This window comes from Komagataeibacter sp. FNDCF1 (assembly GCF_021295335.1).
Lineage (GTDB): Bacteria > Pseudomonadota > Alphaproteobacteria > Acetobacterales > Acetobacteraceae > Komagataeibacter.
In genome coordinates this window covers 1,970,453-1,993,931 of the sequence record NZ_JAIWOT010000001.1, presented here as the reverse complement: position 1 = coordinate 1,993,931, position 23,479 = coordinate 1,970,453, and the positions used below count along the sequence as shown (strand labels likewise).

The window sequence follows — 23,479 nt, the reverse complement described above, 5'->3', positions numbered from 1 at the left end:
GAGAAGAGTAACGTGACCCAGACCACGCAGCCGCCAGTGCGCGCGGTGCTGCTGGATATCGAGGGAACGACCCTGCCGGTCTCCTTCGTCCATGACACCCTGTTTCCCTATGCGCGCAAGGCATTGCCCGCGCTGCTGCGCGACCGGGCGGACGATCCGGCGGTCCGGTCCCAGCTTGAGGAAATCGCCCGCCTTGCACCCGGCGTGCCCCCGCTGCGCCAGCTTGAGTGCTGGATGGATTCGGATGCCAAGATCGCCCCGCTCAAGGCATTGCAGGGCATGGTCTGGGCGCAGGGCTATGCCGATGGCGTGCTCAAGGCCACGCTCTTCCCCGATGTGGTGCCCACGCTGCGCTGCTGGGCGGCGGCGGGGCTTGCGCTTGCGGTCTATTCCTCAGGCTCGGTTGCGGCGCAGAAGCTGATCTATGGCCACACGACCGAAGGTGATCTGAGCAGCGTGTTCGTGGGGTTCTATGACCTGCAGATGGGGGGCAAGCGGGATGCGGAAAGCTATCGCCGCATCGTGCAGGACGCGCAGTGGACCCCGGGCGATGTCCTGTTCCTGTCCGATGTGGTGGCCGAACTGGATGCGGCGGCACAGGCGGGGCTGCGTACCTGCCAGATCGTGCGCCCCGCCGATGGCACGCAGCCCGGCACCACCCACCCCGTTGCGGCGACACTGGCCGAGGTCGCGGACCGCTTCGGCCTGCCGCGCGTGGAGGCTGCATGAAAGCGCGGCTGCATACCGACTGGCGCGCCATACCCGATAGCGCCCGGGGCACGGTTGCGGCGCTGGGCAATTTTGATGGCGTGCATCTGGGGCATGCCCATCTGGTCCATGCGCTGCATGCCGCCCGCCCCGGCTGCGAACTGGCGGTCGTGACGTTCGAGCCGCATCCGCGTGAACTCTTTCGCCCGCAGGACCCGCCCTTTCGCCTGACACTTGAGCAGGAACGCTTCGCCGCCCTGGCCGCCCTGGGCGTGAAGCACGTGTTCCAGATCGGTTTCGACCGCGAATTCAGCACCATGAGCGCCGAGGACTTCGTCACCCGCGTGCTGCATGAAAGCCTTGGCCTGCGGCATGTGGCCTGCGGGCTCGATTTCGCGTTTGGTCACCGCAGGCGCGGCAACGTGGACTTCCTGGCCGAGCGCAGCGGGGAACTGGGTATCGGCCTGACCGTGGTGCCGCCGCTTTCCGACGGGCTGGGGCCATATTCCTCCAGCCGTATCCGCCGCCTGCTGCAGGATGGCTACCCCGAGCGCGCGGCCGAGGAACTGGGCCGCCCATGGTCGATTCGCGGCGTGGTCCAGCATGGGGACAAGCGTGGCCGCCTGCTGGGCTTTCCCACCGCCAACGTCCCCCTTGGCCGCCATCTTGAGCCCGCGCGCGGCGTCTATGCCGTCAGCGTGCGGCTGGCCGATGGCACGGTGCATCCCGGCGTCGCCAATATCGGGCGCAGGCCCACCATAAATGACGGGCAGGAGAGCCGGCTGGAAGTACACCTGCTGGGCTTTTCGGGCGACCTGTATGGCCAGCACCTGTCGGTGGCGCTGCATACGCTGCTGCGCGCCGAACGCCGCTTTGACGGTCTGGACGCGCTCAAGGCCCAGATCGCGCGTGACTCCGAACAGGCCGCCACCTACCTGTCCACCCGCCAGCCGGGGGCCGAACCCTCCAGAACTTGACCATACGGGGCCGTGATCCCCATAAGGTTGCCTTGCGCACGGGGCTTTCGCTCCGGCATGCGCTTCATCTTGCCAGAAGAACAGAACAGGCCATGTCCGAGTCAAAACCACAGGATCTCTATCGGGAAACGGTCTTCCTGCCGACCACTTCCTTTCCCATGCGTGGCAACCTGCCCAAGCGGGAGCCGGAGATTCTGGCGGGATGGGATGGCGAGAAGCTTGATACCCGATTGCTCGAGCAGGCACGGGGGCGTGACGTGTTCATGCTGCATGACGGGCCGCCCTACGCCAACGGCCACCTGCATATCGGCCACGCGCTGAACAAGATCCTGAAGGACGTGATCAACCGTGCCCACCGCATGGCGGGGTACGGCATCCATTACGTGCCCGGCTGGGACTGCCACGGCCTGCCCATCGAATGGAAGATCGAGGAAGCATACCGCAAGCGCGGGCAGGACAAGGACAGCGTGCCGGTCCTGCAGTTCCGTGCGGAATGCCGCGCCTATGCCCAGAAGTGGCTGGACACGCAGGCGGCCGAATTCCGCAGGCTGGGCGTGCAGGCGGAATGGGCGAACCGGTACGCCACGATGGATTTCTCATCCGAGGCGGCGATTGCGGACGAGATCGGCAAATTCCTGCTCAATGGTCTGCTGTATCGTGGCCTGCGCCCTGTCATGTGGAGCCCGGTTGAAAAGACCGCGCTGGCCGAGGCCGAGATCGAATACCGCGAGCATGAATCCACCGCCATTCACGTCGCCTTCCCCTTCGTGACCGATCCCACCCCCGCCCATGCGCTGGAAGATGTGGCGGCCGTGATCTGGACCACCACGCCGTGGACCATTCCCGCCAACCGCGCCATCGCCTACGGGCCGGACATCACCTATGCCGTGGTGCGCGTTGATGGCGTGGGTGACAGCGCGACACTGGAGCCCGAGGCCCGCGTGCTGGTGGCCGAGGACCTGATCGCGCCGTTCTGCGAGGCGGCGGACATCACCGCCCATCATGTGCTCTACACCCTGCCCGGCAGTGCGCTGGAAGGCGCCGTCTGCGCCCATCCGCTGCGCGGGCAGGGCTACGATTTCGACGTGCCGCTGCTCCCTGGCGCGCATGTCACGACCGAGGCGGGCACCGGCCTCGTGCACACCGCTCCCGCCCATGGCGAGGACGACTTCAACCTTGGCCGCGCCAATGGTCTGGAGATCACTGAACTGGTGCTTGATGACGGGCGGTATGCCGACTGGGTGCCGCTGTTTGGCGGCGGGCATGTGTTCAAGGCGGCCGAGCCGGTCTGCCAGGCGCTGCTGGAAGCCATGCAGCGCGCCGATGCTGCGGGCACGGCGCCCTGCGGCCTTGTGGCGCGGGCCACGCTGGTCCATTCCTACCCGCATTCATGGCGCTCACGCGCACCGATCATCTATCGCGCAACGCCCCAGTGGTTCATCCGCATGGATGGCGAAGGCCAGTTGCGCAGGCGTGCGCTGGATGCGCTTGATGACGTGACCTTCGTGCCGGCACAGGCGCGCAACCGCCTGACCTCCATGGTGGCGGGGCGTCCCGACTGGTGCATCAGCCGCCAGCGTGCCTGGGGCGTGCCGATTGCCGTGTTCGTGGAAAAGCGCACGGGCGAGGTGCTGCGTGACGCCGGTGTCATGACGCGCGTTGTCGAGGCCTTCCGCACGGAAGGTGCTGATGCGTGGTACAGTTCACCGGCCGCGCGCTTCCTGGGTGAAGGCCGCAACCCCGATGATTATGAACAGGTGTTCGATATCGTCGATGTATGGTTCGAAAGTGGCTCGACCCACGCCTTCGTGCTGGGTCATGGCGACATGAAATTTCCCGCCGACCTGTATCTGGAAGGCTCCGACCAGCATCGCGGCTGGTTCCAGTCCTCGCTGCTGGAGAGTGTCGGCACGCGCGGCGTCGCCCCTTACCGGGCGCTGGTCACCAACGGCTTCGTGCTGGACGAGCAGGGCCGCAAGATGTCCAAGTCGCTGGGCAACGTCATTGCGCCCCAGGATGTGAATGACACGCTGGGTGCGGACATCCTGCGCCTGTGGGTCATGAACTCGGACACCAACGAGGACCTGCGGATCGGCAAGGAAATCCTCAAGCAGCAGGGCGAACTCTACCGCCGCCTGCGTAATACGCTGCGCTGGCTGCTGGGCGCGCTGGACGGCTTTACCGAAGCCGAGCGCGTGCCTTACGCCGAACTGCCCGAGCTGGAGCGCTGGGTGCTGCACCGTCTGGGTGAACTGGGCGGCCTTGTGGCCCGCGCGGTGGAAACCCATGAATGGGTTGGCGTCTATCCCGCGCTGCACGGTTTCTGCGCGGCTGACCTGTCTGCCTTCTACTTCGATGTGCGCAAGGACACCATCTACTGTGATGGCCCCGCCAGCCTGAAGCGCCGGGCGGCGCGTACGGTGCTGGACCACCTGCATCGCTGCCTGTGCACATGGCTTGCCCCGGTCCTGGTCTTCACGGCCGAGGAAGCGTGGCTGGCCCGCCCCGGCAATACCGAAAGCGTGCACCTGCAGCCCTTCCCCGAACTGCCGGTGGAGTGGAACGACCCCGAACTGGGCGAACGCTGGGCCATGCTGCGTGCCGTGCGGCGTGTGATCACCACCGAGATCGAGACCGCAAGGCGTGACGGGCTGGTCAAGTCCTCGCTGCAGGCGGCGCTCGAACTGCCGCTGTCGGAAGCGGAAGCGGCCCGCTTTGCCGGTGTTGACTGGGCGGAACTGACCATCGTCTCGCAGGCGGAGGTCAATGTCATTGCCGGTGCGGGATCGATCTACCTGGGCGAGGATGAGGCACAGGACGGCACGCCCCACGGCATTCCGTCGGTCAGTGTCGCCGCGGGGCACAAATGCGCGCGATGCTGGAAAGTGCTGGAGGAAGTGGGCGGGAATGCCGCCCACCCCGAACTGTGCCTGCGCTGTGTCGATGTGGTGCAGGGCAGGGCATAGGCACGATGAACAACCGCGTTGCGGGCATGGCCTGCCTGCTGGGCGCGCTGGTGGCCGATCAGGCCAGCAAGTACTGGATACTCGATATCTATGACCTGCCGGCGCGCGAGAGCGTACCCCTGCTGCCCGTGCTCAACCTGACCATGGTGTGGAACCATGCCATCACGTTCGGCATGCTGGGTGGCGCGGGTGCGGCCGGGCGTGTGATCTTTTCCATCGCGGCCCTGCTTATCGTGGCAGGACTTGGCATCTGGCTTGCACGCACGCCACGGCGCTGGGTCGCGGTGGCGCTGGGGCTGATCATGGGCGGTGCGATCGGCAATGTGATCGACCGGCTGCGCTTCGGCGCGGTGGTCGATTTCATCCATGCGCATGCCTATGGCCATTCGTGGCCGGTGTTCAACATAGCCGATGCGCTGATAGATTGCGGCGTGGCAATCCTGATTATCGACAACATGCGTAATCGCGATGCAAACTAGGGCGGGGATGGCGCGCACATGCTTGCCGAACCGTTTCACTCACGGTAATAGGCGAGATATGGCGATTCCTGCTTTCAGACCCCTTTCCTGTGCATTGCTTGTATCCAGCGGCTTCATGCTGTCAGGCTGCACGGGCGCCGATGTTTCGCGTGCCTTCGGGCTGGAGCGGACCCTGCCGGATGAATACACGGTCACGACCCGTGCCCCGCTGTCCATGCCGCCCTCGGATGAGCTCGGTGCGCCCAACAGCAACGCAGTACAGCGCGCGCAGGACACCAATCCGCGCATGCAGGCGCTGGAAACCCTTTCCCCCAACGTTGCACTCCAGGGTGCCGATGGTCCTGGCAGTGCCGGGCAGACCGCACTGGTTGGCGCGGCGCAGGAAGCATCCAACGAACCCGATCGGGGCGAGATGGGCCGGGCGGATACCACTTTTGTCGACAAGCTGATGTTCTGGCATGGTGGTGGTGCGGGCAACCTTGTCAATGGCAAGGCCGAGAACGCCCGCCTGCGTGAGGATTCGGCGCTGGGCCGCAATCTGACCAAGGGGGCCACGCCCACGGTAAGCGGTCCCGCCAAATAAACAGGGTATCCGGTCTGGCCAGTCGTGGCCGGGCATGGGACCTGATGGCTGAAGTCCGGTTCCTGTCATGAACATGCATTCTGGTAACGACCTGCCGGTCATCCGTCGCCTGTCCGATCAGGTGGTCAACCGCATTGCCGCGGGTGAGGTGATCGAACGCCCGGCGGCGGCACTCAAGGAACTGGTGGAGAACGCCATCGATTCCGGCGCGCGACGGGTCGGAATCCGGCTGGACCGTGGCGGGATCGATCGGATCGAGGTGTGCGATGATGGCTGCGGCATGTCGCCCGATGACCTGCTGCTGGCGGTGGAGCGGCACTGCACCTCCAAGCTGCGTGACGAGACACTGGTACGTATTTCCACCCTTGGCTTCCGGGGTGAGGCGCTGCCTTCCATCGGTGCTGCGGCACGGCTGACGGTCATGTCGCGGCAGGCCGGGGCGGAATCCGCATGGTCCATCCGGGTGGAAGGCGGCATGGTCAGTGCGCCGGAACCCTGTGCGGGCGCGCCCGGTACCCGTGTGCTGGTGGAGGACATGTTCTTCGCCACCCCCGCGCGCCGCAAATTCCTCAAAAGCCCCCGTGTCGAGTCAGGCCATGCGGAAAACGTGGTGCGCAGGCTGGCCCTGTCCGCCCCGCATATCGCCTTCCGGCTGGAATTCGATGACCGCCTGATCCTTGACCTGCCGGTACAGGACAGGGCGGCGCGTGTCGCAGCCATTCTGGAGGCAGGTCAGGCGGACGGCCTGCTGGAAGTCGAAGGCCAGCGCGGGGACCTGAAGCTGAGCGGCTATATCTGCGCGCCATCCGTCCACCGCGCCACGGCCAATGGGCAGATGCTGCTGGTCAATGGTCGGCCGGTGGTGGACCCGGTGCTGCGCACGGCGGTCCGGGTGGCCTATCGCAACGTGATGGAGCACGGGCGGCACGCGGTGGTGGCGCTCTCGCTTGAAATCCCGCCCGAACAGGTGGACGTGAACGTGCACCCGGCCAAGACGGAACTGCGCTATGCCGATTCTGCAGCCGTGCGGGCGCTGGTCATTGTCGCGCTGGGGCGTGCGCTGGGTACAGGCGCGGGCGTGGCGGGCGTGCGGCCCGGCCTGCTCCAGTCACGCGGGGCTTCGCCTGCGCGCATCTGGTATCCGCCCGAACGCGCTGCGGATGCGGCCGACCTGTCCACACGGCTGGCCGAGCCGCTTGTTCCGGCCCGCCCCGATGCGGGTCTGCCGCCCGGCTTTGCCGAGTCGTCGCTACCGCTTGCCGGCCTGCCCGCAGCACGCCAGACAGCGCCGGACACCGCCCGTGACCCGGATGCAGCCATGGCTGCCATGGCGCACCCGCTGGGGGCCGCGGTGGCGCAGGTGCTGGGCACCTATATCGTATCCCAGACGGCGGATGGCGCGCTGGTTCTGGTGGACCAGCATGCCGCGCATGAGCGCCTGACACACGAGATCCTGCGCCAGCAGTATATGGGCGGCGAGATCCGCGCCCAGCGCCTGCTCCTGCCTGAAGTGGTGGACCTGCCTGCACGGCAGGTGGATGTGCTGCTGTGCTTTGGTGCCGCACTGGCCCGCCTAGGGATCGAGATCGAACCCTTTGGCGGGACGGCCGTTCTGGTCCGTACCATGCCCGCCCTGCTGGGCAAGGAAAATCCGGGTGGCATGCTGCGCGACCTGGCCGAGGAACTGGAAGCCGATGACCTGACCAGCCCCGCGCAGGCCGATGCGCTGGATGCGCGCATGGATGCGGTCATCGCGCGCATGGCCTGCCATGGCAGCGTGCGGGCCGGGCGCAGGCTGACACACGAGGAAATGAACGCCCTGCTGCGGGACATGGAGCGCACCCCCCGCGCGGGCACCTGCTCGCATGGCCGCCCCACCTGGCTCAGGCTGGAAAAGGCCGATATTGAGCGGATGTTCGGTCGCCGCTGACCCATGGCACGGCTGCGCAGGCGGACGTGCGGCACGTCGCCGCGCGGTAGCGGTGGCCCGCGTCCTCTGCATAATGTGAGCGCGACCGTACTGGATTCCCGGGCCGCAACGCTCCTAGGCTCATGCATTCCCCATGGATGATGTGAGACCGAATGTGCATCCGATCCTGCTCCCGCTAGTTACCTACCTGCCCCTTGCCGGGGTTGTGGCCATATTGCTGACCCGCGGCACGCCCCACACGGTCGAGACCACGGCGCGCTGGGTGGCGCTGTGGACCAGTGGCATCGTGTTCGCGCTGGCCGTGATCATGTGGGTGGAATTCGACCCGTCACGCCCGGGCATCCAGTTCGAGCAGCAGGTGGGGTGGGCCAGTGGCGCCGGCATCTCCTACCATGCCGGGGTGGATGGCATCAGCCTGATGTTCGTGCTGCTTTCCGCCTTCCTTACCCCGCTTTCCATCATTGGTGGGTGGCGGCAGATTACCGGGCGGGTGCGCGATTACATGATCGCCATGCTTTTGCTGGAAACCACGCTGATCGGCTTGTTCTCGGCCCTCGACATGGTGCTGTTCTATGTTTTCTATGAAGCGACACTGCTGCCCGCCAGCCTGATGGTGGGCGTATGGGGCGGGCCGAAGCGGGTCTGGGCCTCGCTGCAGTTCTTCCTGTTCACCTTTGGCGGCTCACTGTTCATGCTGCTCGCCCTGCTGGCGATGTGGAACGTGACCGGCACGACCGATATCATTGCCCTGCAGCATCACGGTTTTGGCCATGGCATGCAGTGCTGGCTGCTGGCGGGTTTCATCCTGGCCTTCGGCGTCAAGCTGCCGCTGTTCCCGCTGCATGCATGGCTGCCCGATGCCTATACCGAAGCGCCCACAACGGCTTCCGTCATGCTCTCGGGCGTGCTGTCCAAGGCCGGGGCCTACGGGCTGCTGCGCTTTGGCGTGCTCATGTTTCCCGACGCTGCCCGCCTGTTCGCCCCGGTGGTGCTGACGCTGGGCGTGATCGCGGTGATCTATGCCGCCATCATTGCCCTGGCCCAGACGGACATGAAGCGGGTGATCGCCTATTCTTCGTTCTCGCATATGGGGGTGATCGCCATTGGCCTGTTCACGCTGACACCGGCGGGGATCGATGGCGCGATTTTCCAGATGCTGTCGCATGGCATCGTGATCGCGGCGCTGTTCTTCTGTGTCTCCGCCGTGTCGTGGCGGGCGGAAACGCGTGAGATCAGTGCATTCTCCGGTGTGGCGCACAAGATGCCGGTACTGGCCACGCTGGCCATGCTGTTTGTCATGGCCAATATCGGCCTGCCGGGCACGGGTGCCTTCGTGGGTGAGTTCCTGGTCATGGTCGGCGCGCTGCATGTCTCGTTCTGGCTGGCTTTCCTGGGGGGGAGCAGCATGATCCTGGGGGCGGTTTACATGCTGGTACTCTATCGCCGGGTACTGTTCGGGGCCGACCGGGGGGGCGTGGTCGCCCTGCTGCGTGACCTGACGGGGCAGGAACTTGCCGTGCTGGTACCGCTGGCCGTCGTGACGATCTGGATGGGGGTGCACCCTGGCTCATTCCTGCGGGTGTTTGACCCGGCCGTGACCGGCCTGCTGCATCCGGTCACATCGGTTGCTACGCTGGATCCGCAGCCGGTCGTGCATGTGGCCGATGCGGGCTGAAGGGCCGGATGTTTCAAACAGTCAGCCCCAAAAATGAGGAAAGCTGTCGGGTGCCGCCTTTTTTAAAAAGGTGGCGCCCCCCTGAAGCTTTTTGAAAAAAGCCTCCCCAAAAATGTTTCTGTGATTCACGGCAGGCTTGACGGACGGCCTGATTGAAAAAAGCCCGGTCACCTTGCAACAGGTGACCGGGCTTTTTTGTTCCCGCTGTCTCAGACGTCGAGGTTATCAACCTGGCGGGCATGATCCTGAATGAAGCGGAAGCGCAGTTCCGCCTTGCGGCCCATCAGGTGCTCCACGCGCTCCAGTGTCAGCGCCCTGTCCTCAGGTGGGGTGATGACCTTGAGCAGGGTGCGGTGCCTGGGGTCCATGGTGGTCTGTTTCAGGTCGCCCGGCGGCATTTCCCCCAGCCCCTTGAAGCGTGAGACCTCGACCTTGCTGTTGGGCTTGAAGTCTTTCTTCAGCTTCCGCTCACGGTCGGCATCATCCATGGCATAGACGCTTTTGCCGCCCTGTGTCAGGCGGTACAGCGGTGGCTGGGCCAGGTACAGGTGGCCACCCCGGATCAGTCCGGGCAGTTCACGGTAGAAGAACGTCATGAGCAGGGAGGCGATATGCGCGCCGTCCACATCCGCATCCGTCATGATGATGATGCGGCCGTAACGCAGCTTGGTGGCGTCAAAGCGCTCGCCCATGCCACAGCCTAGTGCTTCCACCAGGTCACGCAGTTCCTGATTGCCGCGCAGCTTTTCCGTCGAGGCACTGGCCACGTTCAGGATCTTGCCACGCAGCGGCAATACGGCCTGTGTCTCCCGGTTGCGCGCCTGCTTGGCGGACCCACCGGCCGAATCGCCTTCCACCAGGAAGATTTCGGTCTCGGCCGCGTTTTCACGCGTGCAGTCGGTCAGCTTGCCCGGCAGGCGCAGGCGGCGGGTCGCACTCTTGCGCGGGGTTTCCTTCTGCTCCTTGCGGCGCAGGCGTTCCTCGGCGCGTTCGACCACAAAGGCCAGCAGGTTGTCCGCCTGCGGCGGGTTGCCCGCCAGCCAGTGGTCAAAGCGGTCGCGCAGTGCCGTCTCGACCAGCTTGCTGGCCTCGCTGCTGGTCAGCTTTTCCTTGGTCTGTCCCTGGAACTGCGGGTCACGGATGAAGACCGACAGCTTGGCGGCGATGCAGCCCATGATGTCGTCAGCCGCGATGCTGGCCGCGCGCTTGTTGGCACGCTGCTCACCCCAGTTGCGCAGCCCCTTGAGCAGTGCATTGCGAAAGCCCGTCTCATGCGTGCCGCCGTTGGGGGTCGGGATGGTATTGCAGTAGGAGGCCAGGGTGGCCGTGCCCTGCTCCAGAAAGGCGATGGCCCATTCCATGCGTCCGGTGTCAGCCCCGTCGGGGCCGGTGGGCAGGTCCGCGTCCCCCGACCACAGATCGGTCAGCAGCGCGGCCTTGTCCCCCAGTTCGTCGCGCAGGCTGTCGGCCAGGCCGCCGGGGAAGTGCAGGACCGCTTCGGCCGGGACATCCTCATTCTTTATCAGGGACGGATCGCACGACCAGCGGATGGTAACACCCCGGAACAGGAACGCCTTTGACCGGCACAGGCGGTACAGCCGCGCGGGCGAGAAGTGCAGCCGCCCGAAAATTTCGGGGTCGGGCGTGAAGCGGATCTGCGTGCCGCGCCGGTTATTGACCGGGCCGATCTTTTCAACACCGCCCAGCGGGTGGCCGCGTTCATAAACCTGCCGCCACAGTTCACGGTCACGCGCGATCTCGACTTCCATGCGTGACGCCAGTGCATTGACCACCGATGAACCGACGCCATGCAGGCCACCCGACGTGGCATAGGCCTTGCCCGAGAACTTGCCGCCCGCATGCAGCGTGGTCAGGATCACCTCCAGCGCCGAACGGTCGGGAAAACGGGGGTGCGGGTCCACCGGAATGCCGCGCCCGTTGTCGCGGATGGTCAGGCAGTCACCCGCTTCCAGCGTAACGTCGATGGTGGTGGCGTGGCCGGCCACGGCCTCGTCCATCGCGTTGTCGAGGATTTCGGAGGCGAGGTGATGGTACGCCGTCTCGTCCGTGCCGCCGATATACATGCCCGGACGGCGGCGGACGGGCTCCAGGCCCTCCAGCACCTCGATGGCGCTGGCGTCATAGGTATCGGGGCCGTTTTTCGCGTTATCTGCTGGCATGGTGGCGGGGGAAACCTTGCTTCGGGGCGGCTTGCCGGGGCTGGCGGGTACGGAAAAAAGATCGTCGTTCATGAAGCGTTCTTTGTTCTGTCGGGTCGCGTCCTGTCAAGCCATAAGGCCCGTGCACGCCTGCGGACTATGCGCGCTGTGACCGACATGAAAAAGGCCGGACACGGGTCCGGCCATATTTTTCTTTTCCTGCATGCCGGCACGCCGGCCGTGGGGTCAGCTCCGGACCGTGTGGCGGCTGGAGCTGCTGCGCGGGCGGGTGGTGGCGGCAGGGCGGTTGGGCGCCGTGCAGGTCAGGTAGGAAGCAGGCTGGAGGATATCCTTCGCCTGTGCGTAGTTGGACAGGTCGGCTGCCGTTTCCAGTTCCGCCACCTCATCGAACATGGACAGGCGCTGCTGGCAGAATGCTGTGCCCGACTTCAGGCCACGCTCGGACTGCACGTTGGCCAGCTGGGTAATGTAGTCATCATGCTGGCGCTGGGCGTTGCGGCCGTAGGTGCTGCTGAAATAACCGTTGAGGACATGCTCCTCGCTGGCCAGCTTGGTGCGGAACTTCATCACGAAATTATTGTACTTTTCCTGTGCGCTGCAGGACAGTGCCGTGACCATCAGCTCGCTTTTCAGGCCCTGCACGTCAAACGCCTCATGCGCGGGGGAGGGAGAGCAGGGGCCGGCAGCCAGTGCCTGCCCACCATTGACCAGCCCGGCAAGGGCAAGTGCGGCGGCGCCAGCGCGCCAGATCGACATCGACATCAGGACGGGTTCTCCAGACTATTGGGGCAGTTGCCAACGGGATGCACGGACCCCGCAAATTCCGGTGGGAATGAAAACTGGAACAGGTCTATAGCGCAAAGCCGCCCTTGCCAAAAGGGAGGGATATAACTTCACGTTCAAAAAGATGCGCCGGCACGCCGCCGTGGGATGACAGCATGCCGGCAGGCAGCTATGCCATACGGGCGGGACCTGCCCGCTTGCGTAAAACGACCAACGGGTCTTTCCCGGCGGGGTGCGTTGTTCTACAGCGTATGCCAAAGCGGTTTGCCGTTGTGCCGATGAAGCCCGTTACGGGACGGCGCGGGCGTAACTGTCCTGATAACGGGTGATGTATCAAATACAGCGGAGCTGACGAGTGCGACTGCGACTGTCTGCAATCATGATGACGACGGGCATTCTGCTCGCCGGATGTGACAACAAACCGGCCGTGAACCTTGGCGGTATCGGCGGAACCCCCAATCCCTACAATTACATGAAGCCATCGGGACAGTGCCAGGTCAGCACGCCGGCCGCCGCGGGCAAGAACACCAGAACCGCCACCATGCAGGTGCGCAGCGATGATGGCTACTGCGCGATCGAGACCCGTGTCTCGGCCGGTCATCCCTATGCCTCCTTCGGGGTGTCGCCCGCGCCGGAACATGGCAAGGCCTTCATCTATAATTACAACGATCACACTTATGTGACGTATACGGCCAATACGTCCTATTCCGGGGAAGACAAGTTCCGTGTCGTGCTGATCCCCGGTGGCAGCCAGCCGCGTGAATACATGGACGTGACCGCAACCGTCACGGCATCCGCCGTAAGCGGCGCGCAGTAACCACCCGGCCGGGCGGACGCCATGCGTCCGCCGGTACGTGGCCGGCCGTATCAGATCGAGAAGGTGATGGGTTCGGGCAGCGGGCGGCGCATGCCGGCATGTTCCGCGCGGCGCACCAGGTCATCCAGGCTGATCTTGTGGCATTCCGCGTCGATCATGCTGTCGAACTGCTCCCAGCACGGTTCGATGACCTTCTTGAACAGGCCACCCACGGGGCCGTCGTCCCTGTTGTCCTCCGCTGTAATGACGGACAGGATATCCGCCAGCAGGATATCCCGCCGCGGGCGGCCCAGCCGGTAGCCGCCGCGCGGGCCACGCACGCTTTCCAGCAGGCCGGAGCGTGACAGCGTCTGGAGCAGCGGCTCGATGCCACGCCGTGCCAGGCCCGCACGTTCGGCTATGTCGGCAGCGCTTATGGTGCCATTCCGCCCTGCGTGAAAGGCAACATCAAGCATGATCAGTATGGCGATCATGGTCCTGTCACGCCGGAGCAGCATATCGTTCAGCCTCGCTTTATGGTGGATATGGAAAGCAGTCTGCCTCATTTAGCAGCAATCAACCGATTGATCCACGCTTCTGTTGGGGAGGATGGTGGATTATGTCAGTCTGTACGCGTGAATTAGGCCATTGCCATGGAACGGAGTGATACCGCATGAAAAAGACCACCCCCCAGGAGCGCACGTACGGTTTTGCCGCGCCGCGTGGAAAGGTATACGACTCCATTGTTGAGACCGTGGGGGGCACGCCGCTGGTGGCGCTGCCGCATCTGACCCGTGAGGACGGGTTGCAGAGTCGCATCCTGATGAAGCTGGAGTTCTTCAACCCGCTTGCCTCGGTCAAGGACCGGATTGGCGCCGCCATGATCGAGGATGCGGAAAGCCGGGGCGAGATCGAACCCGGCCGGACCACGCTGGTGGAACCGACATCGGGCAATACCGGCATCTCGCTTGCCTTTGTTGCCGCGGCCCGGGGCTACCGGCTGATCGTGACCATGCCCGAAGGGGCATCCATCGAACGGCGCAAGATGCTGCGTCTGCTTGATGCCCAGCTTGAGCTGACGCCCTCCCGGCTTGGCATGGCGGGTGCGATTGCCCGGGCGGAGGAAATCCTTAAAAAAACGCCCAATGCCTGGATGCCGCGCCAGTTTGACAATCCGGCCAATCCCGATGTGCACGCCGCCACCACGGCGGAAGAAATCTGGGTCGATACGGGAGGAGAGGTCGATATCGTCGTGGCCGGACTGGGCACGGGCGGGACGGCCAGTGGCATCGCGCATGGCCTGAAGGCGCGCAAGCCGGGTGTGCAGGTCTATGGTGTCGAGCCGATGGAAAGTGCCATCCTGAATGGTGACGAGCCGGGGCCGCATGGCATTCAGGGCATCGGGCCGGGCTTCTGCCCCCGTACGCTGGACCTTGCGGCGCTGGACGGCGTGCTGCCGGTATCGGAACGGGAGGCCATTGCCGCCGCACGGCGCTGTGCGCGGCTGGATGGGGTGCCGGTGGGCATTTCCTCGGGTGCGGCGCTGCACGCGGCCGTACAGCTTGCAGAGCGGCCGGAAAACAGCGGCAAGACTATTGTCACGATCGCCCCGTCCTTTGCCGAGCGTTATCTTTCGACGTCCCTGTTCACCGGACTGGTCTGAAAAGAGACTGTTGAAAAATAACTGACGGATGAATGACAAAGGTTTCTGGATGCCGCCTTTTTTCCAAAAGGCAGTGTTCCCTCAGGCGTTCTGAAAAAAAAGCCCCAGCGGAAACCTCCCTGCAGGTCATGGACGGCTTTCGGGGATCATTTCAACAGGTGTCATGGACATGAAAAAAAGCGGCTGCCTTACGGCGCCGCTTTTTTTCATGCTCCGGCCCCATAAACGGGGTATCAGTGCAGGATGATCTCGACGCGGCGGTTCTGGGCTTCCCGCGTGTTGGCTACGGTCTGGACCAGGGGATTCGCGTCCCCGTACCCGTGGATGTCGATGGCCGGCCCGGGCACGCCGTCACGCACCAGTTCCGCCTTGATGACCTGCGCGCGCTTGAGGGAGAGCGCCTGGTTATACTGTTCCCCCTGCGGGCCGGGACGGGCCGCGGAGTTGTCGGTATAGCCGTTGACTTCGATGCGGGTTGTCTGCGTGTTGGTCGAAGCCTGCGCCGCCACGGCCACGATGGAGCGTGCCCGGTCGGTCAGGTCGCTGCGGTCCCAGTCGAAGAACACGAGATAGGTCCGGTTCTCCGCCGGTGCGGGGGCGGCAATGGTGGAGGGCGGTGGCGGCGGCGGCGGCGCGGGATTGAACTCGTAGCGCAGGCCAAGCATGAGCGAGTGATTGAAATCGGTCCGGCTGTCACGGTTGCCGTTACGGAAGCCGTAGTCACTGTTCATGGCGGTCAGCGCGCCACTGCTGCCACTGACAATGGAATGGTGGGACTGCGGGCCAAGCATGGTCCAGAACCGGTATTCCGCCGTGGCGGACAGGCCGACCGCAAACGGCATGGGGAAGGACAGGCCGAAAATACCCTGATAGGCGAAGTTGCCGAACGTGCCCCCGACATGCTGGCTGTAGCCCTGGCCATTCACGTTGCCGGTCATGGTGGTGTTCATGTTCTGCCAGCCATAGCCGATGCCCGCGCCGAAATACGGGAAAAGCCAGCTCTTGCCGATATCCATGTCGAACAGGGCATTGGCCATGATGCCCGATTCCTGCTGCCGGCCATCGGCATGGGCGTGGTAGGCGGCGTTGCCGCCTACGGTTTTCAGGTCATTGTTGCGGTAGAATCCTTCAACCTCGACACGGAAGCCGTTGCCCAGCCCCCAGCCGACGCTGCCGATGCCCGTGCCACCTGTCCTGAATTCATCACGCGCGGAAGAATGGCGTATGACCTGGCCCTGGTTGAAGCTCGCGCCGCCCGCACCGCTGATATACAGGCCCTGGACAGGCTGGGCGAATACCGGAGCGGAGACCAGCACGGAGCCCAGGGTAACCGCGGCAGTCAATAAAGACCCTGCAAGCAATCCGTACCGCAGATTCATACTCTTCTTCTCCCTTCGACGGGCCTCTTCCGGCATGTCGGCCCGGTCGGGTGCACGTGCCATATTCCTTGGAATGATCAGCATCAGCATTCTTTTGCTGAAAGAAACCAGCCCTGACAATCCATTGTAGCCACCTTTATCCGCCGCCTGGGGCAGCCGGGCGAACTGTCGTGGCCGAGTGTGTGCGAGATGCCACACCGTACGCCAGAGCGGATTGCCTGCTTTCAGTCCTGTGGAAACACGTCTTTCATATCAGCCTTGCTTCAAACGGTGGCACCAGATCAGGTGCGTCGAATTCAAGAACCCACAGATCCGGGTCCCGTTCCATCTGCCTTGCAACATAGGCGTCGACGCTGGCCTGATCCACAGCCGCCTCTCCTGTAGCGCGGAACCATGCCTGCCGTCCATCGGGGGTGCGTGTCCGGGCGAGCACACACATGTGTCCCGCGCGCCCCAGCAGTACGATCAGTACCTCGCCCGCGTCTTCGTCACCATGGTGCAGGACCATGCCCGGATTTCCGGTTTGTCCAGCCTGGCGCAGCATTGCCCGGATCCATATGCCGGTTTTCAGGCGCGCATCTTCCATTGGGGAACATCTCCGGTAATGCAGAAAAACACAGGGAGGCATGCAGGAATAGCAAAGTTGCCCCGTGGCCACGGGTCACCCGCCGTTGGGTGGGTTGGCCCCTTCATCGGGTATGGTGGCCAGGGCGGCGCGGTATTCCACCGGGTTGTCCAGCAGCGAATAGGCGGCATCCAGATCACCGTCCGTGCCGATGGCGGCGGGGCAGGCCTTGCGGATGGTCAGGATGCGGGACAGGTCAACGGGGTAACGGATCTGTCGGGCCGCCGTTACCCATTCCCTGCTGTCCGCCGTGCCTTCGGCCAGGTTCTGCAACTGACGGTCCAGTTCCGCTTCGCCCAGACTCGTGCAGACCTGTGGCATGATCCCCAGCCCCTGCAGCGGCCAGCCCAGCGGGGCAAGCACCCGACTCCATGTAACGAACAGCTCCGCCCCGTTGGGAAGCTGGCCGATGGTCTGCACCAGCCCCTTGCCCAGGGTCGCGCTGCCGACCACCACGCCGCGCTTCTGGTCGGCCAGCGCCGCGGCCAGGATCTCGGCTGCACTGGCGGTACGGCCATCGACCAGCACGATGATGGGCAGCCCGTTGGTCATGTCGCCGCCCTGCACCGCCCAGACGTGGTTGGCCTGCGGGTCACGTCCCTGCGTTATCGCGGCCACCCCGTGGTCGAGCATGAGTGCTGAGGTGGTGACCGCCTGCTGCAGCACGCCGCCGCGATTGCCGCGCAGGTCAATGACCAGCCCCGACAGGCCGGGCACGTTCATGGCTTCATCGAGGTACTGGCTCATCTCCTCGGCCGTATTGGCGGAGAAGGCGGTGATGTGCAGCACCACGTGCTTGCCGCTGGTATAGGCGAACACGGTCTCCGGTGGGGTGGAGGCGCGGTGAAGGGTGACCGTCATCTGCCGCCCCTTTGCTTCCACCGTTATGCGCACAAGGCTGCCACTGGGGCCGTTGAGCCACGCATTCACGGTATCGAGGCTGCGGGACTCGGTGGAGCGACCGTTGATGGCGCGCACGATCTGGCCCGCCGCCAGGGTGGTCGGCCATGCGGGACCATTGGCGTTGACCGCCGTGATCATGATCGCGTGGTGGTCCAGCCCCAGTGTCAGCCCCGCCGTGGCTTCGCCACCGGTGCGGGTGCTGCGGTCCGACACCGCCGCCTGGGGCGGAATGTAGCGTGAATAGGGATCGAGATGGTTGAACAGCTCATCAAAGAAGCCCTGCAGCACCCCATCGGCCCCGGTACTGCGCATGGCGGCGGAATGGTGCCAGGCCACGTCCAGTATGCGGGTGATGGCCGCACTCCATCCCGGTACGTCATCGGCTGCGGGCACTGGCAGGGCGAGCACCGTCTTCTGTGTCGCGGCCAGTTGCAGGAAGCCATGCTGTTCCTCGATGCTCAGCGAGGGATCGAGCGCGCTCAGCCCGTTCAGGCCCCACAGCGCGAAATCGTGGATCTCGTGGCTTTCCAGCGTGCGCGGTTGCAGGAAGGACAGGCTCGCCTGCATGACGGAGGAGATGACCGCAAGGTCCATCCCTGTCCCCTCCGCCGTGTCGACGCTGTCCTCCTGCGTGGGGGGCTGCGGCGTGGGGCTGCGGGGCGGGGCGGGCGTGTCATCGGCGCAGGCTGCCGTGGTCAGGCGTGCAATGACCAGCAGCAGGATGAACGTATCACGCGGGATGTGGCCCAGCGTGGAGATCCGGCGCCGCCATGTGGCGGCACTGTCACAGCCCATGGGGCGCAGGACAATGACCGGAAACCGGCGGCGTTTCACGCCCGCTGCCTTCGCCGGGGGGGAAGGGCATCGGGAAGTGCCAGCAGGACTGTTCCCCGGATGGCGCATGCTTCTTCTATCCGTACGCGCAGGGCCTGACCGGGGCGGAATGCCATGGTCTTGTCGCGTCCGTATAATGTCTGCGTTTTTTCGTCATGATGCCACTGATCTTCCGGCAGGGCAGACATGGGCAGGAGTGCGGATGTGCCCGTGGCGTCCAGCACCGTGAAAATGCCGAATCGCGACAGACTGGACACATGCGCGTCCATGACCGTGCCCACGCGTGCCTGCAGCCATGTGGCGGCGTAGCGCTCCAGCGTCTCACGTTCGGCCTGGGCCGCACGGCGCTCGGTGCGGGTTATGGCCGCGCCGGTTTCTTCCAGCACGGCATGGTCCGGGGCGGGGCCGGGTTCCAGCCCGGTGGCCACCAGCAGGGCGCGGTGGGTCAGCAGGTCGGCATAGCGGCGGATCGGGCTGGTAAAGTGGCTGTAGGCCGCAAGCGACAGACCAAAATGCCCGACCGGGTCCGGGCTGTATTCGGCCTGGTTCTGTGCGCGCAGGATCAGTTCGTTCACCAGCGCCGCCTGGTCGGTACCGCGTACCTCCTGCAGGATCCGGTCAAGATCGGCGGCACGCAGGCTGCCCACGGGCGGCAGCTTCAGCCCCATCGTATCGAGCGTACGGCGCAGGCCTTCCAGCCGTTCTGGCGTGGGGGGCGCGTGGATGCGGTACAGGCAGGGCAGGTGCCGCCCCTCCAGGCAGCGTGCGGCGGCGACGTTGGCCGCGATCATGCATTCCTCCACCACCCGGTGGCTGTCCAGCCGGATGCGGGGGGTGATGGTGGTGATCTGGCCATGGTCATCCAGCCGGACCATCTGTTCCGGCAGGTCAAGGTCCAGCGTGCCGCGTCGGGCGCGGGCACTGCTCAGGCAGCGCCATGCGCCGAACAGGCTGTCCAGAAGCCCCGCGGGTAGTGCGGCAATGGCGGCATCCGGCATGCCATCCCGCGCGTCCTGTACCTGTTCATAGGTCAGGCGGGCGGCACTGCGCATGATGCCGCGCCCGAAACGGGCATTGGCCACGCCACCATCGGCCGCCACATCCATGGTCACGAACAGGCAGCCGCGCTCTTCCCCCGGACGCAGCGAGCACCAGCCGTTGGAAAGCGCCTCGGGCAGCATGGGAATGACCCGGTCGGGAAAATAGACGGAATTGCCACGCAGGCGCGCTTCGCGGTCCAGCGCGCTGTCGGGGCGGACGTACCAGGCCACATCCGCGATGGCTACGGTAACGCGGAATCCATCGCCATCCGGCTCGGCATAAATCGCGTCATCAAAATCGCGGGCATCAGCGCCGTCTATGGTCACAAGCGGCATGTCGCGCAGGTCGGTGCGGCCGGCAGGCGTCACGGCGCGGGCGGCCTCTGCCTGGGCCAGGGCCCCGGTCGGGAAGACATGCGGAATGCCGAGCATGGCGAGAGCAACCATGCTTATCGTCCGCGCATCCCCCTGCGGGCCAAGCCGTTCGATGATCCGCGCGGGATGCAGCCCCGGCCCGGACCGGGGCAGGGGGGTCGCGATGACGATTTCGTTGTCCGGCGTGCCCGCGTCCTCGCCCTGCGGGATGATCCATTCCGCCTTTGCCCTGCGGTCGGCCGGTGTCAGCCTGCCTGCGGGGCGGAAGCGGGCGGGGGTGCTGGCCGCCGGGTCATCTGCCGCCAGGGTGCGGAACAGGCCCACGACCTGCATCGGCGCATCGGTCAGGCGGCGTAGCGTGCGGCCTTCATACCTGCCCGGGCCGGTGCGGCGCAGGCGCGCGACCACACGCTCCCCGGGGGCGAGGGCGGCGCGTCCGCGCAGTTCGGGGTGCATGAACACCACGGGGGCTGGTCCTTCGCCATCCCACTGCACGGGGCGGGCAACGGGGTCGCCATCGGCATCGGTGCCGGTGACCTGCACCACCATGGATTCGGGCAGCCGGTCCGAAACACGGAAGCGCCGTGCCCCGGCCGGGGCCAGCGTGCCGTCCAGCGCCATTTCGCGCAGCATCTGCCGCAATGCCTGCCGGTGTTCGGGACCAAGACCGAATTCCCGGCTGATCTCGCGCTTGCCGATCCGTCCGGTGGCGTTCTCGATGAATGCGCGGAGCTGTTCACGACCGGGCAGGCCACCCGTACGGGCGTGCGGCGTGCCCGTGGGCAGGCGGTCCGGCATCTCGGAAGTTGCTGGACGCTGCCTTTTCATGATCAGTCGGTCTCGCTCTAGGTCTTGGCCGGTGTGGCCTTTTTGCGCGTCGTTGTCTTGCGCGTGGTGGTTTTGGTGGCCGTCTTGCCGGCGGCCTTGCGTGGGGCGGCTTTTTTCTTTGGCGCGGTCTCGGCGCCCTCCGTGCCTTCCGCCGCCTTGGCCTTCGTTTTGCGGGCAGCCGGCTTGCGGGTGGTCGTGGCCTTCTTGCCCCTGGCCTTGAGCGGCTTGCCCTTTTCCGTCAGCAGCGCCAGGGCCTCGTCCATGGTCACATCCGCCATGTCCTGCCCGCGCGGCACGGTGGCCACGATGGCGCCATGCTGCACATAGGGGCCAAAGCGGCCCTTGCGCACCATGACCGGCTCGCCATCCTTGGGGTGGGGACCAATGGTGCGGATGGAGGCCAGCTTCTTGGCCAGCGCATCCACCGCGCGGTTCAGCCCCACGGTCAGGACATCATCATCCTTGTCCAGCGAGCCATAGACCGCGCCCATCTTCACATACGGCCCGAAACGGCCCAGCCCCGCCTCGATCGGCTCGCCCAGTTCGGGGTGGATGCCCACGATGCGCGGCAGCGACAGCAGGCCCACGGCCTGTTCCAGCGTGATCTTGTCCCCATCCAGCCCGCGCGGGATGGTGGCGCGCTTCGGCTTGGCCTTCTTGTCCTCGGGGTCAGGTTCGCCCTGCTGCACGTACAGGCCCCACGGGCCACGGCGCACGGTTACTTCCTCACCGGTGGGGGCGGCGCCCAGCACGCGCATGCCGTCCTTCAGCGTGGCCGCGTCCTCGCCTTCCTTTGGGTCCACCACCAGTTTGCGGGTAAACTGGCAGGTGGGGTAGTTGGAGCAGCCGATGAACGCGCCATACCGCCCCAGCTTCAGCCCCAGCCGCCCCGTGCCGCAGGCGGTACACACGCGCGGGTCCTGCCCGTCCTCGCGGTCGGGGAAGAAGTAGGGGGCAAGATCCGCATCCAGCGCGGTGATCACGTCGGATATCTTGAGATCCTTGGTCTGGTCGACCGCATGCGAGAAGTCGGACCAGAAGGCGGACATCACATCACGCCAGTTGGCGCGGCCGCCCGATATGTCATCAAGCTGTTCCTCCAGCCCCGCCGTGAACTGGGTATCGACGTAGCGTTCAAAGAAGGAGGTGAGGAAGGCCGTGACCAGCCGCCCCCGGTCCTCGGGCACGAAGCGCCGGTTTTCCAGCTGCACGTAGTTGCGGTCACGCAGCACGGTCAGGATGGAGGCGTAGGTGGAGGGACGGCCGATGCCGATCTCTTCCATCTTCTTGACCAGCGATGCTTCCGAATAGCGCGGCGGCGGCTGGGTGAAATGCTGGTCGGCCGTGACCTCGCCACGCCCGATGGCGTCGCGCTCGCCCATGGCGGGCAGCATGCGGTCCTGGTCGTCATCACCCTTGGCGGGCGAGTCGTCGCGGCCTTCGCTGTACAGGCGCAGGAAGCCGTCAAATGCGATGATGGAGCCGGTGGCACGCAGGGTGACGCGCTGCTGGCGGTCCGTGATGTCCACCGCGACCTGATCCAGTTCGGCGGACTGCATCTGGCTTGCGACCGAGCGCTTCCAGATCAGGTCATACAGTTTCTTCTGCTCGGGCGAGAGGTAGCGCGCCATGTCGGCCGGCGTGCGGCGCACATCGGTCGGGCGGATGGCTTCATGCGCTTCCTGCGCGTTCTTGGCCTTGGTGGAATAGATGCGCGCCTTCTCCGGCACGTATTCCGGTCCGAAGCTGTGGCCGATATGGCCACGGATGGCGCCAATGGCCTCTCCCGCCATCTGCACGCCATCGGTTCGCATGTAGGTGATCAGGCCGACCGTCTCACCGCCGATATCGATACCTTCATAAAGCTGCTGCGCCGTGCGCATGGCCACCTGCGCGCCCATGCCCAGCTTGCGCGATGCTTCCTGCTGCATGGTCGATGTGGTGAACGGTGGCGGCGGGTTGCGGCGGACCTTGCGGCGCTCGACCTTTTCAACACTGTAGTCGCCTGCTTCCACGGCAGCCTTGGCGGCCATGGCGCGGGCTTCGTCGTTCAGGTCGAACTGGTCGAGCTTGTGGCCATCCAGATGCGTCAGCCGCGCCGAGAAGGCGGCCCCCCCGGGCGTGGTCATGCGGGCGATGATCGACCAGTATTCCCGCGGCCTGAAGACCTCTATCTCGGCTTCGCGCTCACAGATCAGGCGCAGGGCGACGGACTGCACGCGCCCCGCACTGCGCGATCCGGGCAGCTTGCGCCACAGCACGGGCGAGAGCGTGAAGCCCACCAGATAGTCCAGCGCGCGCCGGGCGAGATATGCCTCGATCAGCGGGAAATCGAGGCCGCGCGGATGCGCCATCGCGGTCTTGATGGCGCTTTTGGTGATTTCATTGAATGTGACGCGCTGCACGTCGATTCCCTTGAGGAGGTTCTTCTCCTCAAGGATCGCGCGCACATGCCACGAAATGGCCTCCCCCTCCCGGTCGGGGTCAGTGGCGAGGTAAAGGTGCTTGGCCCCGCGCAGCGCCTTGGCAATGGCCGCGATCTGGCGGCTGCCGCGCTCGTCGGTTTCCCACACCATGGCAAAGCCTTCGTCGGGCTTGACGCTGCCATCCTTGGGCGGCAGGTCGCGCACATGCCCGAACGAGGCAAGAACCGTGTAGTTGTCACCCAGATACTTATTGATCGTTTTCGCCTTGGCCGGCGATTCGACCACCACGACGTCAGTCATTCTGTCTCCGGATCACGATTCTCAAACCT

Annotated in this window: 17 protein-coding genes; 9 read left to right on the top strand and 8 right to left on the bottom strand. The window is 65.2% G+C overall.

What is annotated here, in order from left to right; translation table 11 throughout:
• The first annotated feature begins 12 nt into the window (after nucleotides 1–12).
• From mtnC to LDL32_RS09420, 7 genes are all read left to right on the top strand, one after another.
• The gene (gene mtnC / locus LDL32_RS09450; RefSeq protein WP_233066237.1) at nucleotides 13–729 is read left to right on the top strand and encodes an acireductone synthase; all 717 of its coding nucleotides are present in this window, start codon (nucleotides 13–15) and stop codon (nucleotides 727–729) included.
• Nucleotides 726–1,685: a bifunctional riboflavin kinase/FAD synthetase gene (locus LDL32_RS09445; protein ID WP_233066235.1), complete on the top strand. Its 960-nt coding sequence runs from the start codon at nucleotides 726–728 to the stop codon at nucleotides 1,683–1,685. Before mtnC ends, LDL32_RS09445 begins: the two co-directional genes overlap by 4 nt.
• Nucleotides 1,686–1,777: 92 nt before the next feature.
• Entirely contained in the window at nucleotides 1,778–4,651 is a 2,874-nt protein-coding gene (ileS, locus tag LDL32_RS09440; protein ID WP_233066232.1) for an isoleucine--tRNA ligase, read from the top strand.
• A 5-nt stretch (nucleotides 4,652–4,656) separates the two neighbouring features.
• Nucleotides 4,657–5,130 carry a signal peptidase II gene (gene lspA, locus LDL32_RS09435; protein WP_233066229.1) on the top strand — a complete coding sequence of 158 codons (474 nt, stop codon included), beginning with the start codon at nucleotides 4,657–4,659 and terminating at the stop codon, nucleotides 5,128–5,130.
• Between the two features lie 94 nt (nucleotides 5,131–5,224).
• Nucleotides 5,225–5,713 (top strand): DUF3035 domain-containing protein, encoded by a 489-nt coding sequence (locus LDL32_RS09430; RefSeq protein WP_233068798.1) that lies wholly within the window; start codon nucleotides 5,225–5,227, stop codon nucleotides 5,711–5,713.
• 67 nt (nucleotides 5,714–5,780) lie between these two features.
• Entirely contained in the window at nucleotides 5,781–7,643 is a 1,863-nt protein-coding gene (gene mutL, locus LDL32_RS09425) for a DNA mismatch repair endonuclease MutL (protein WP_233066227.1), read from the top strand.
• 133 nt (nucleotides 7,644–7,776) lie between these two features.
• Complete coding sequence (locus LDL32_RS09420; protein WP_233066224.1) at nucleotides 7,777–9,318, top strand: NuoM family protein; 1,542 nt, start codon at nucleotides 7,777–7,779, stop codon at nucleotides 9,316–9,318.
• A gap of 209 nt (nucleotides 9,319–9,527) precedes the next feature.
• Here the strand turns inward: LDL32_RS09420 and parE are convergent, their stop codons facing one another.
• The gene (gene parE, locus LDL32_RS09415) at nucleotides 9,528–11,570 is read right to left on the bottom strand and encodes a DNA topoisomerase IV subunit B (protein WP_233066221.1); all 2,043 of its coding nucleotides are present in this window, start codon (nucleotides 11,568–11,570) and stop codon (nucleotides 9,528–9,530) included.
• A 153-nt stretch (nucleotides 11,571–11,723) separates the two neighbouring features.
• The gene (locus LDL32_RS09410; protein ID WP_233066219.1) at nucleotides 11,724–12,260 is read right to left on the bottom strand and encodes a hypothetical protein; all 537 of its coding nucleotides are present in this window, start codon (nucleotides 12,258–12,260) and stop codon (nucleotides 11,724–11,726) included.
• A 400-nt stretch (nucleotides 12,261–12,660) separates the two neighbouring features.
• Between LDL32_RS09410 and LDL32_RS09405 the strand changes: the two genes are divergently transcribed.
• On the top strand, nucleotides 12,661–13,098 hold the full coding sequence (locus LDL32_RS09405; protein ID WP_233066217.1) for a hypothetical protein: 438 nt from the start codon (nucleotides 12,661–12,663) through the stop codon (nucleotides 13,096–13,098).
• Between the two features lie 50 nt (nucleotides 13,099–13,148).
• On the opposite strand, the gene LDL32_RS09400 is transcribed toward LDL32_RS09405, so the two are convergent.
• Nucleotides 13,149–13,595, bottom strand: a complete 447-nt coding sequence (locus LDL32_RS09400; protein WP_233068797.1) for an Rrf2 family transcriptional regulator — start codon at nucleotides 13,593–13,595, stop codon at nucleotides 13,149–13,151.
• Nucleotides 13,596–13,750: 155 nt separating this feature from the next.
• Between LDL32_RS09400 and cysK the strand changes: the two genes are divergently transcribed.
• Complete coding sequence (cysK, locus tag LDL32_RS09395; protein WP_233066216.1) at nucleotides 13,751–14,740, top strand: cysteine synthase A; 990 nt, start codon at nucleotides 13,751–13,753, stop codon at nucleotides 14,738–14,740.
• Between the two features lie 233 nt (nucleotides 14,741–14,973).
• Here cysK and LDL32_RS09390 read toward each other — a convergent pair whose 3' ends face one another.
• The 5 genes from LDL32_RS09390 to topA all read right to left on the bottom strand — a co-directional run bounded on the left by LDL32_RS09390 (nucleotide 14,974) and on the right by topA (nucleotide 23,450).
• Entirely contained in the window at nucleotides 14,974–16,119 is a 1,146-nt protein-coding gene (locus tag LDL32_RS09390) for an OmpA family protein (protein ID WP_233066214.1), read from the bottom strand.
• A 247-nt stretch (nucleotides 16,120–16,366) separates the two neighbouring features.
• Nucleotides 16,367–16,705, bottom strand: coding sequence for a DUF1491 family protein (locus tag LDL32_RS09385; RefSeq protein WP_233066212.1), 339 nt, complete (start codon nucleotides 16,703–16,705; stop codon nucleotides 16,367–16,369).
• A 75-nt stretch (nucleotides 16,706–16,780) separates the two neighbouring features.
• Nucleotides 16,781–18,481: a S41 family peptidase gene (locus LDL32_RS09380; RefSeq protein WP_233066210.1), complete on the bottom strand. Its 1,701-nt coding sequence runs from the start codon at nucleotides 18,479–18,481 to the stop codon at nucleotides 16,781–16,783.
• Nucleotides 18,478–20,694 carry a ribonuclease R family protein gene (locus tag LDL32_RS09375; RefSeq protein WP_233066208.1) on the bottom strand — a complete coding sequence of 739 codons (2,217 nt, stop codon included), beginning with the start codon at nucleotides 20,692–20,694 and terminating at the stop codon, nucleotides 18,478–18,480. Before LDL32_RS09375 ends, LDL32_RS09380 begins: the two co-directional genes overlap by 4 nt.
• A 47-nt stretch (nucleotides 20,695–20,741) precedes the next feature.
• Nucleotides 20,742–23,450 carry a type I DNA topoisomerase gene (gene topA / locus LDL32_RS09370; RefSeq protein WP_233066206.1) on the bottom strand — a complete coding sequence of 903 codons (2,709 nt, stop codon included), beginning with the start codon at nucleotides 23,448–23,450 and terminating at the stop codon, nucleotides 20,742–20,744.
• Nucleotides 23,451–23,479: the final 29 nt, after the last annotated feature.

Bases quoted from the DNA above. Each gene is read 5' to 3' on its own strand.
- LDL32_RS09445 (WP_233066235.1), top strand. From the start codon at position 726: ATGAAAGCGCGGCTGCATACCGACTGGCGCGCCATACCCGATAGCGCC.
- LDL32_RS09420 (WP_233066224.1), top strand. From the start codon at position 7,777: ATGGATGATGTGAGACCGAATGTGCATCCGATCCTGCTCCCGCTAGTT.
- mutL (WP_233066227.1), top strand. From the start codon at position 5,781: ATGAACATGCATTCTGGTAACGACCTGCCGGTCATCCGTCGCCTGTCC.
- cysK (WP_233066216.1), top strand. From the start codon at position 13,751: ATGAAAAAGACCACCCCCCAGGAGCGCACGTACGGTTTTGCCGCGCCG.
- LDL32_RS09400 (WP_233068797.1), bottom strand. From the start codon at position 13,595: ATGCTGCTCCGGCGTGACAGGACCATGATCGCCATACTGATCATGCTT.
- parE (WP_233066221.1), bottom strand. From the start codon at position 11,570: ATGAACGACGATCTTTTTTCCGTACCCGCCAGCCCCGGCAAGCCGCCC.
- LDL32_RS09385 (WP_233066212.1), bottom strand. From the start codon at position 16,705: ATGGAAGATGCGCGCCTGAAAACCGGCATATGGATCCGGGCAATGCTG.
- LDL32_RS09405 (WP_233066217.1), top strand. From the start codon at position 12,661: ATGATGACGACGGGCATTCTGCTCGCCGGATGTGACAACAAACCGGCC.
- lspA (WP_233066229.1), top strand. From the start codon at position 4,657: ATGAACAACCGCGTTGCGGGCATGGCCTGCCTGCTGGGCGCGCTGGTG.
- LDL32_RS09410 (WP_233066219.1), bottom strand. From the start codon at position 12,260: ATGTCGATGTCGATCTGGCGCGCTGGCGCCGCCGCACTTGCCCTTGCC.
- LDL32_RS09375 (WP_233066208.1), bottom strand. From the start codon at position 20,694: ATGCCGGACCGCCTGCCCACGGGCACGCCGCACGCCCGTACGGGTGGC.
- topA (WP_233066206.1), bottom strand. From the start codon at position 23,450: ATGACTGACGTCGTGGTGGTCGAATCGCCGGCCAAGGCGAAAACGATC.
- ileS (WP_233066232.1), top strand. From the start codon at position 1,778: ATGTCCGAGTCAAAACCACAGGATCTCTATCGGGAAACGGTCTTCCTG.
- LDL32_RS09390 (WP_233066214.1), bottom strand. From the start codon at position 16,119: ATGAATCTGCGGTACGGATTGCTTGCAGGGTCTTTATTGACTGCCGCG.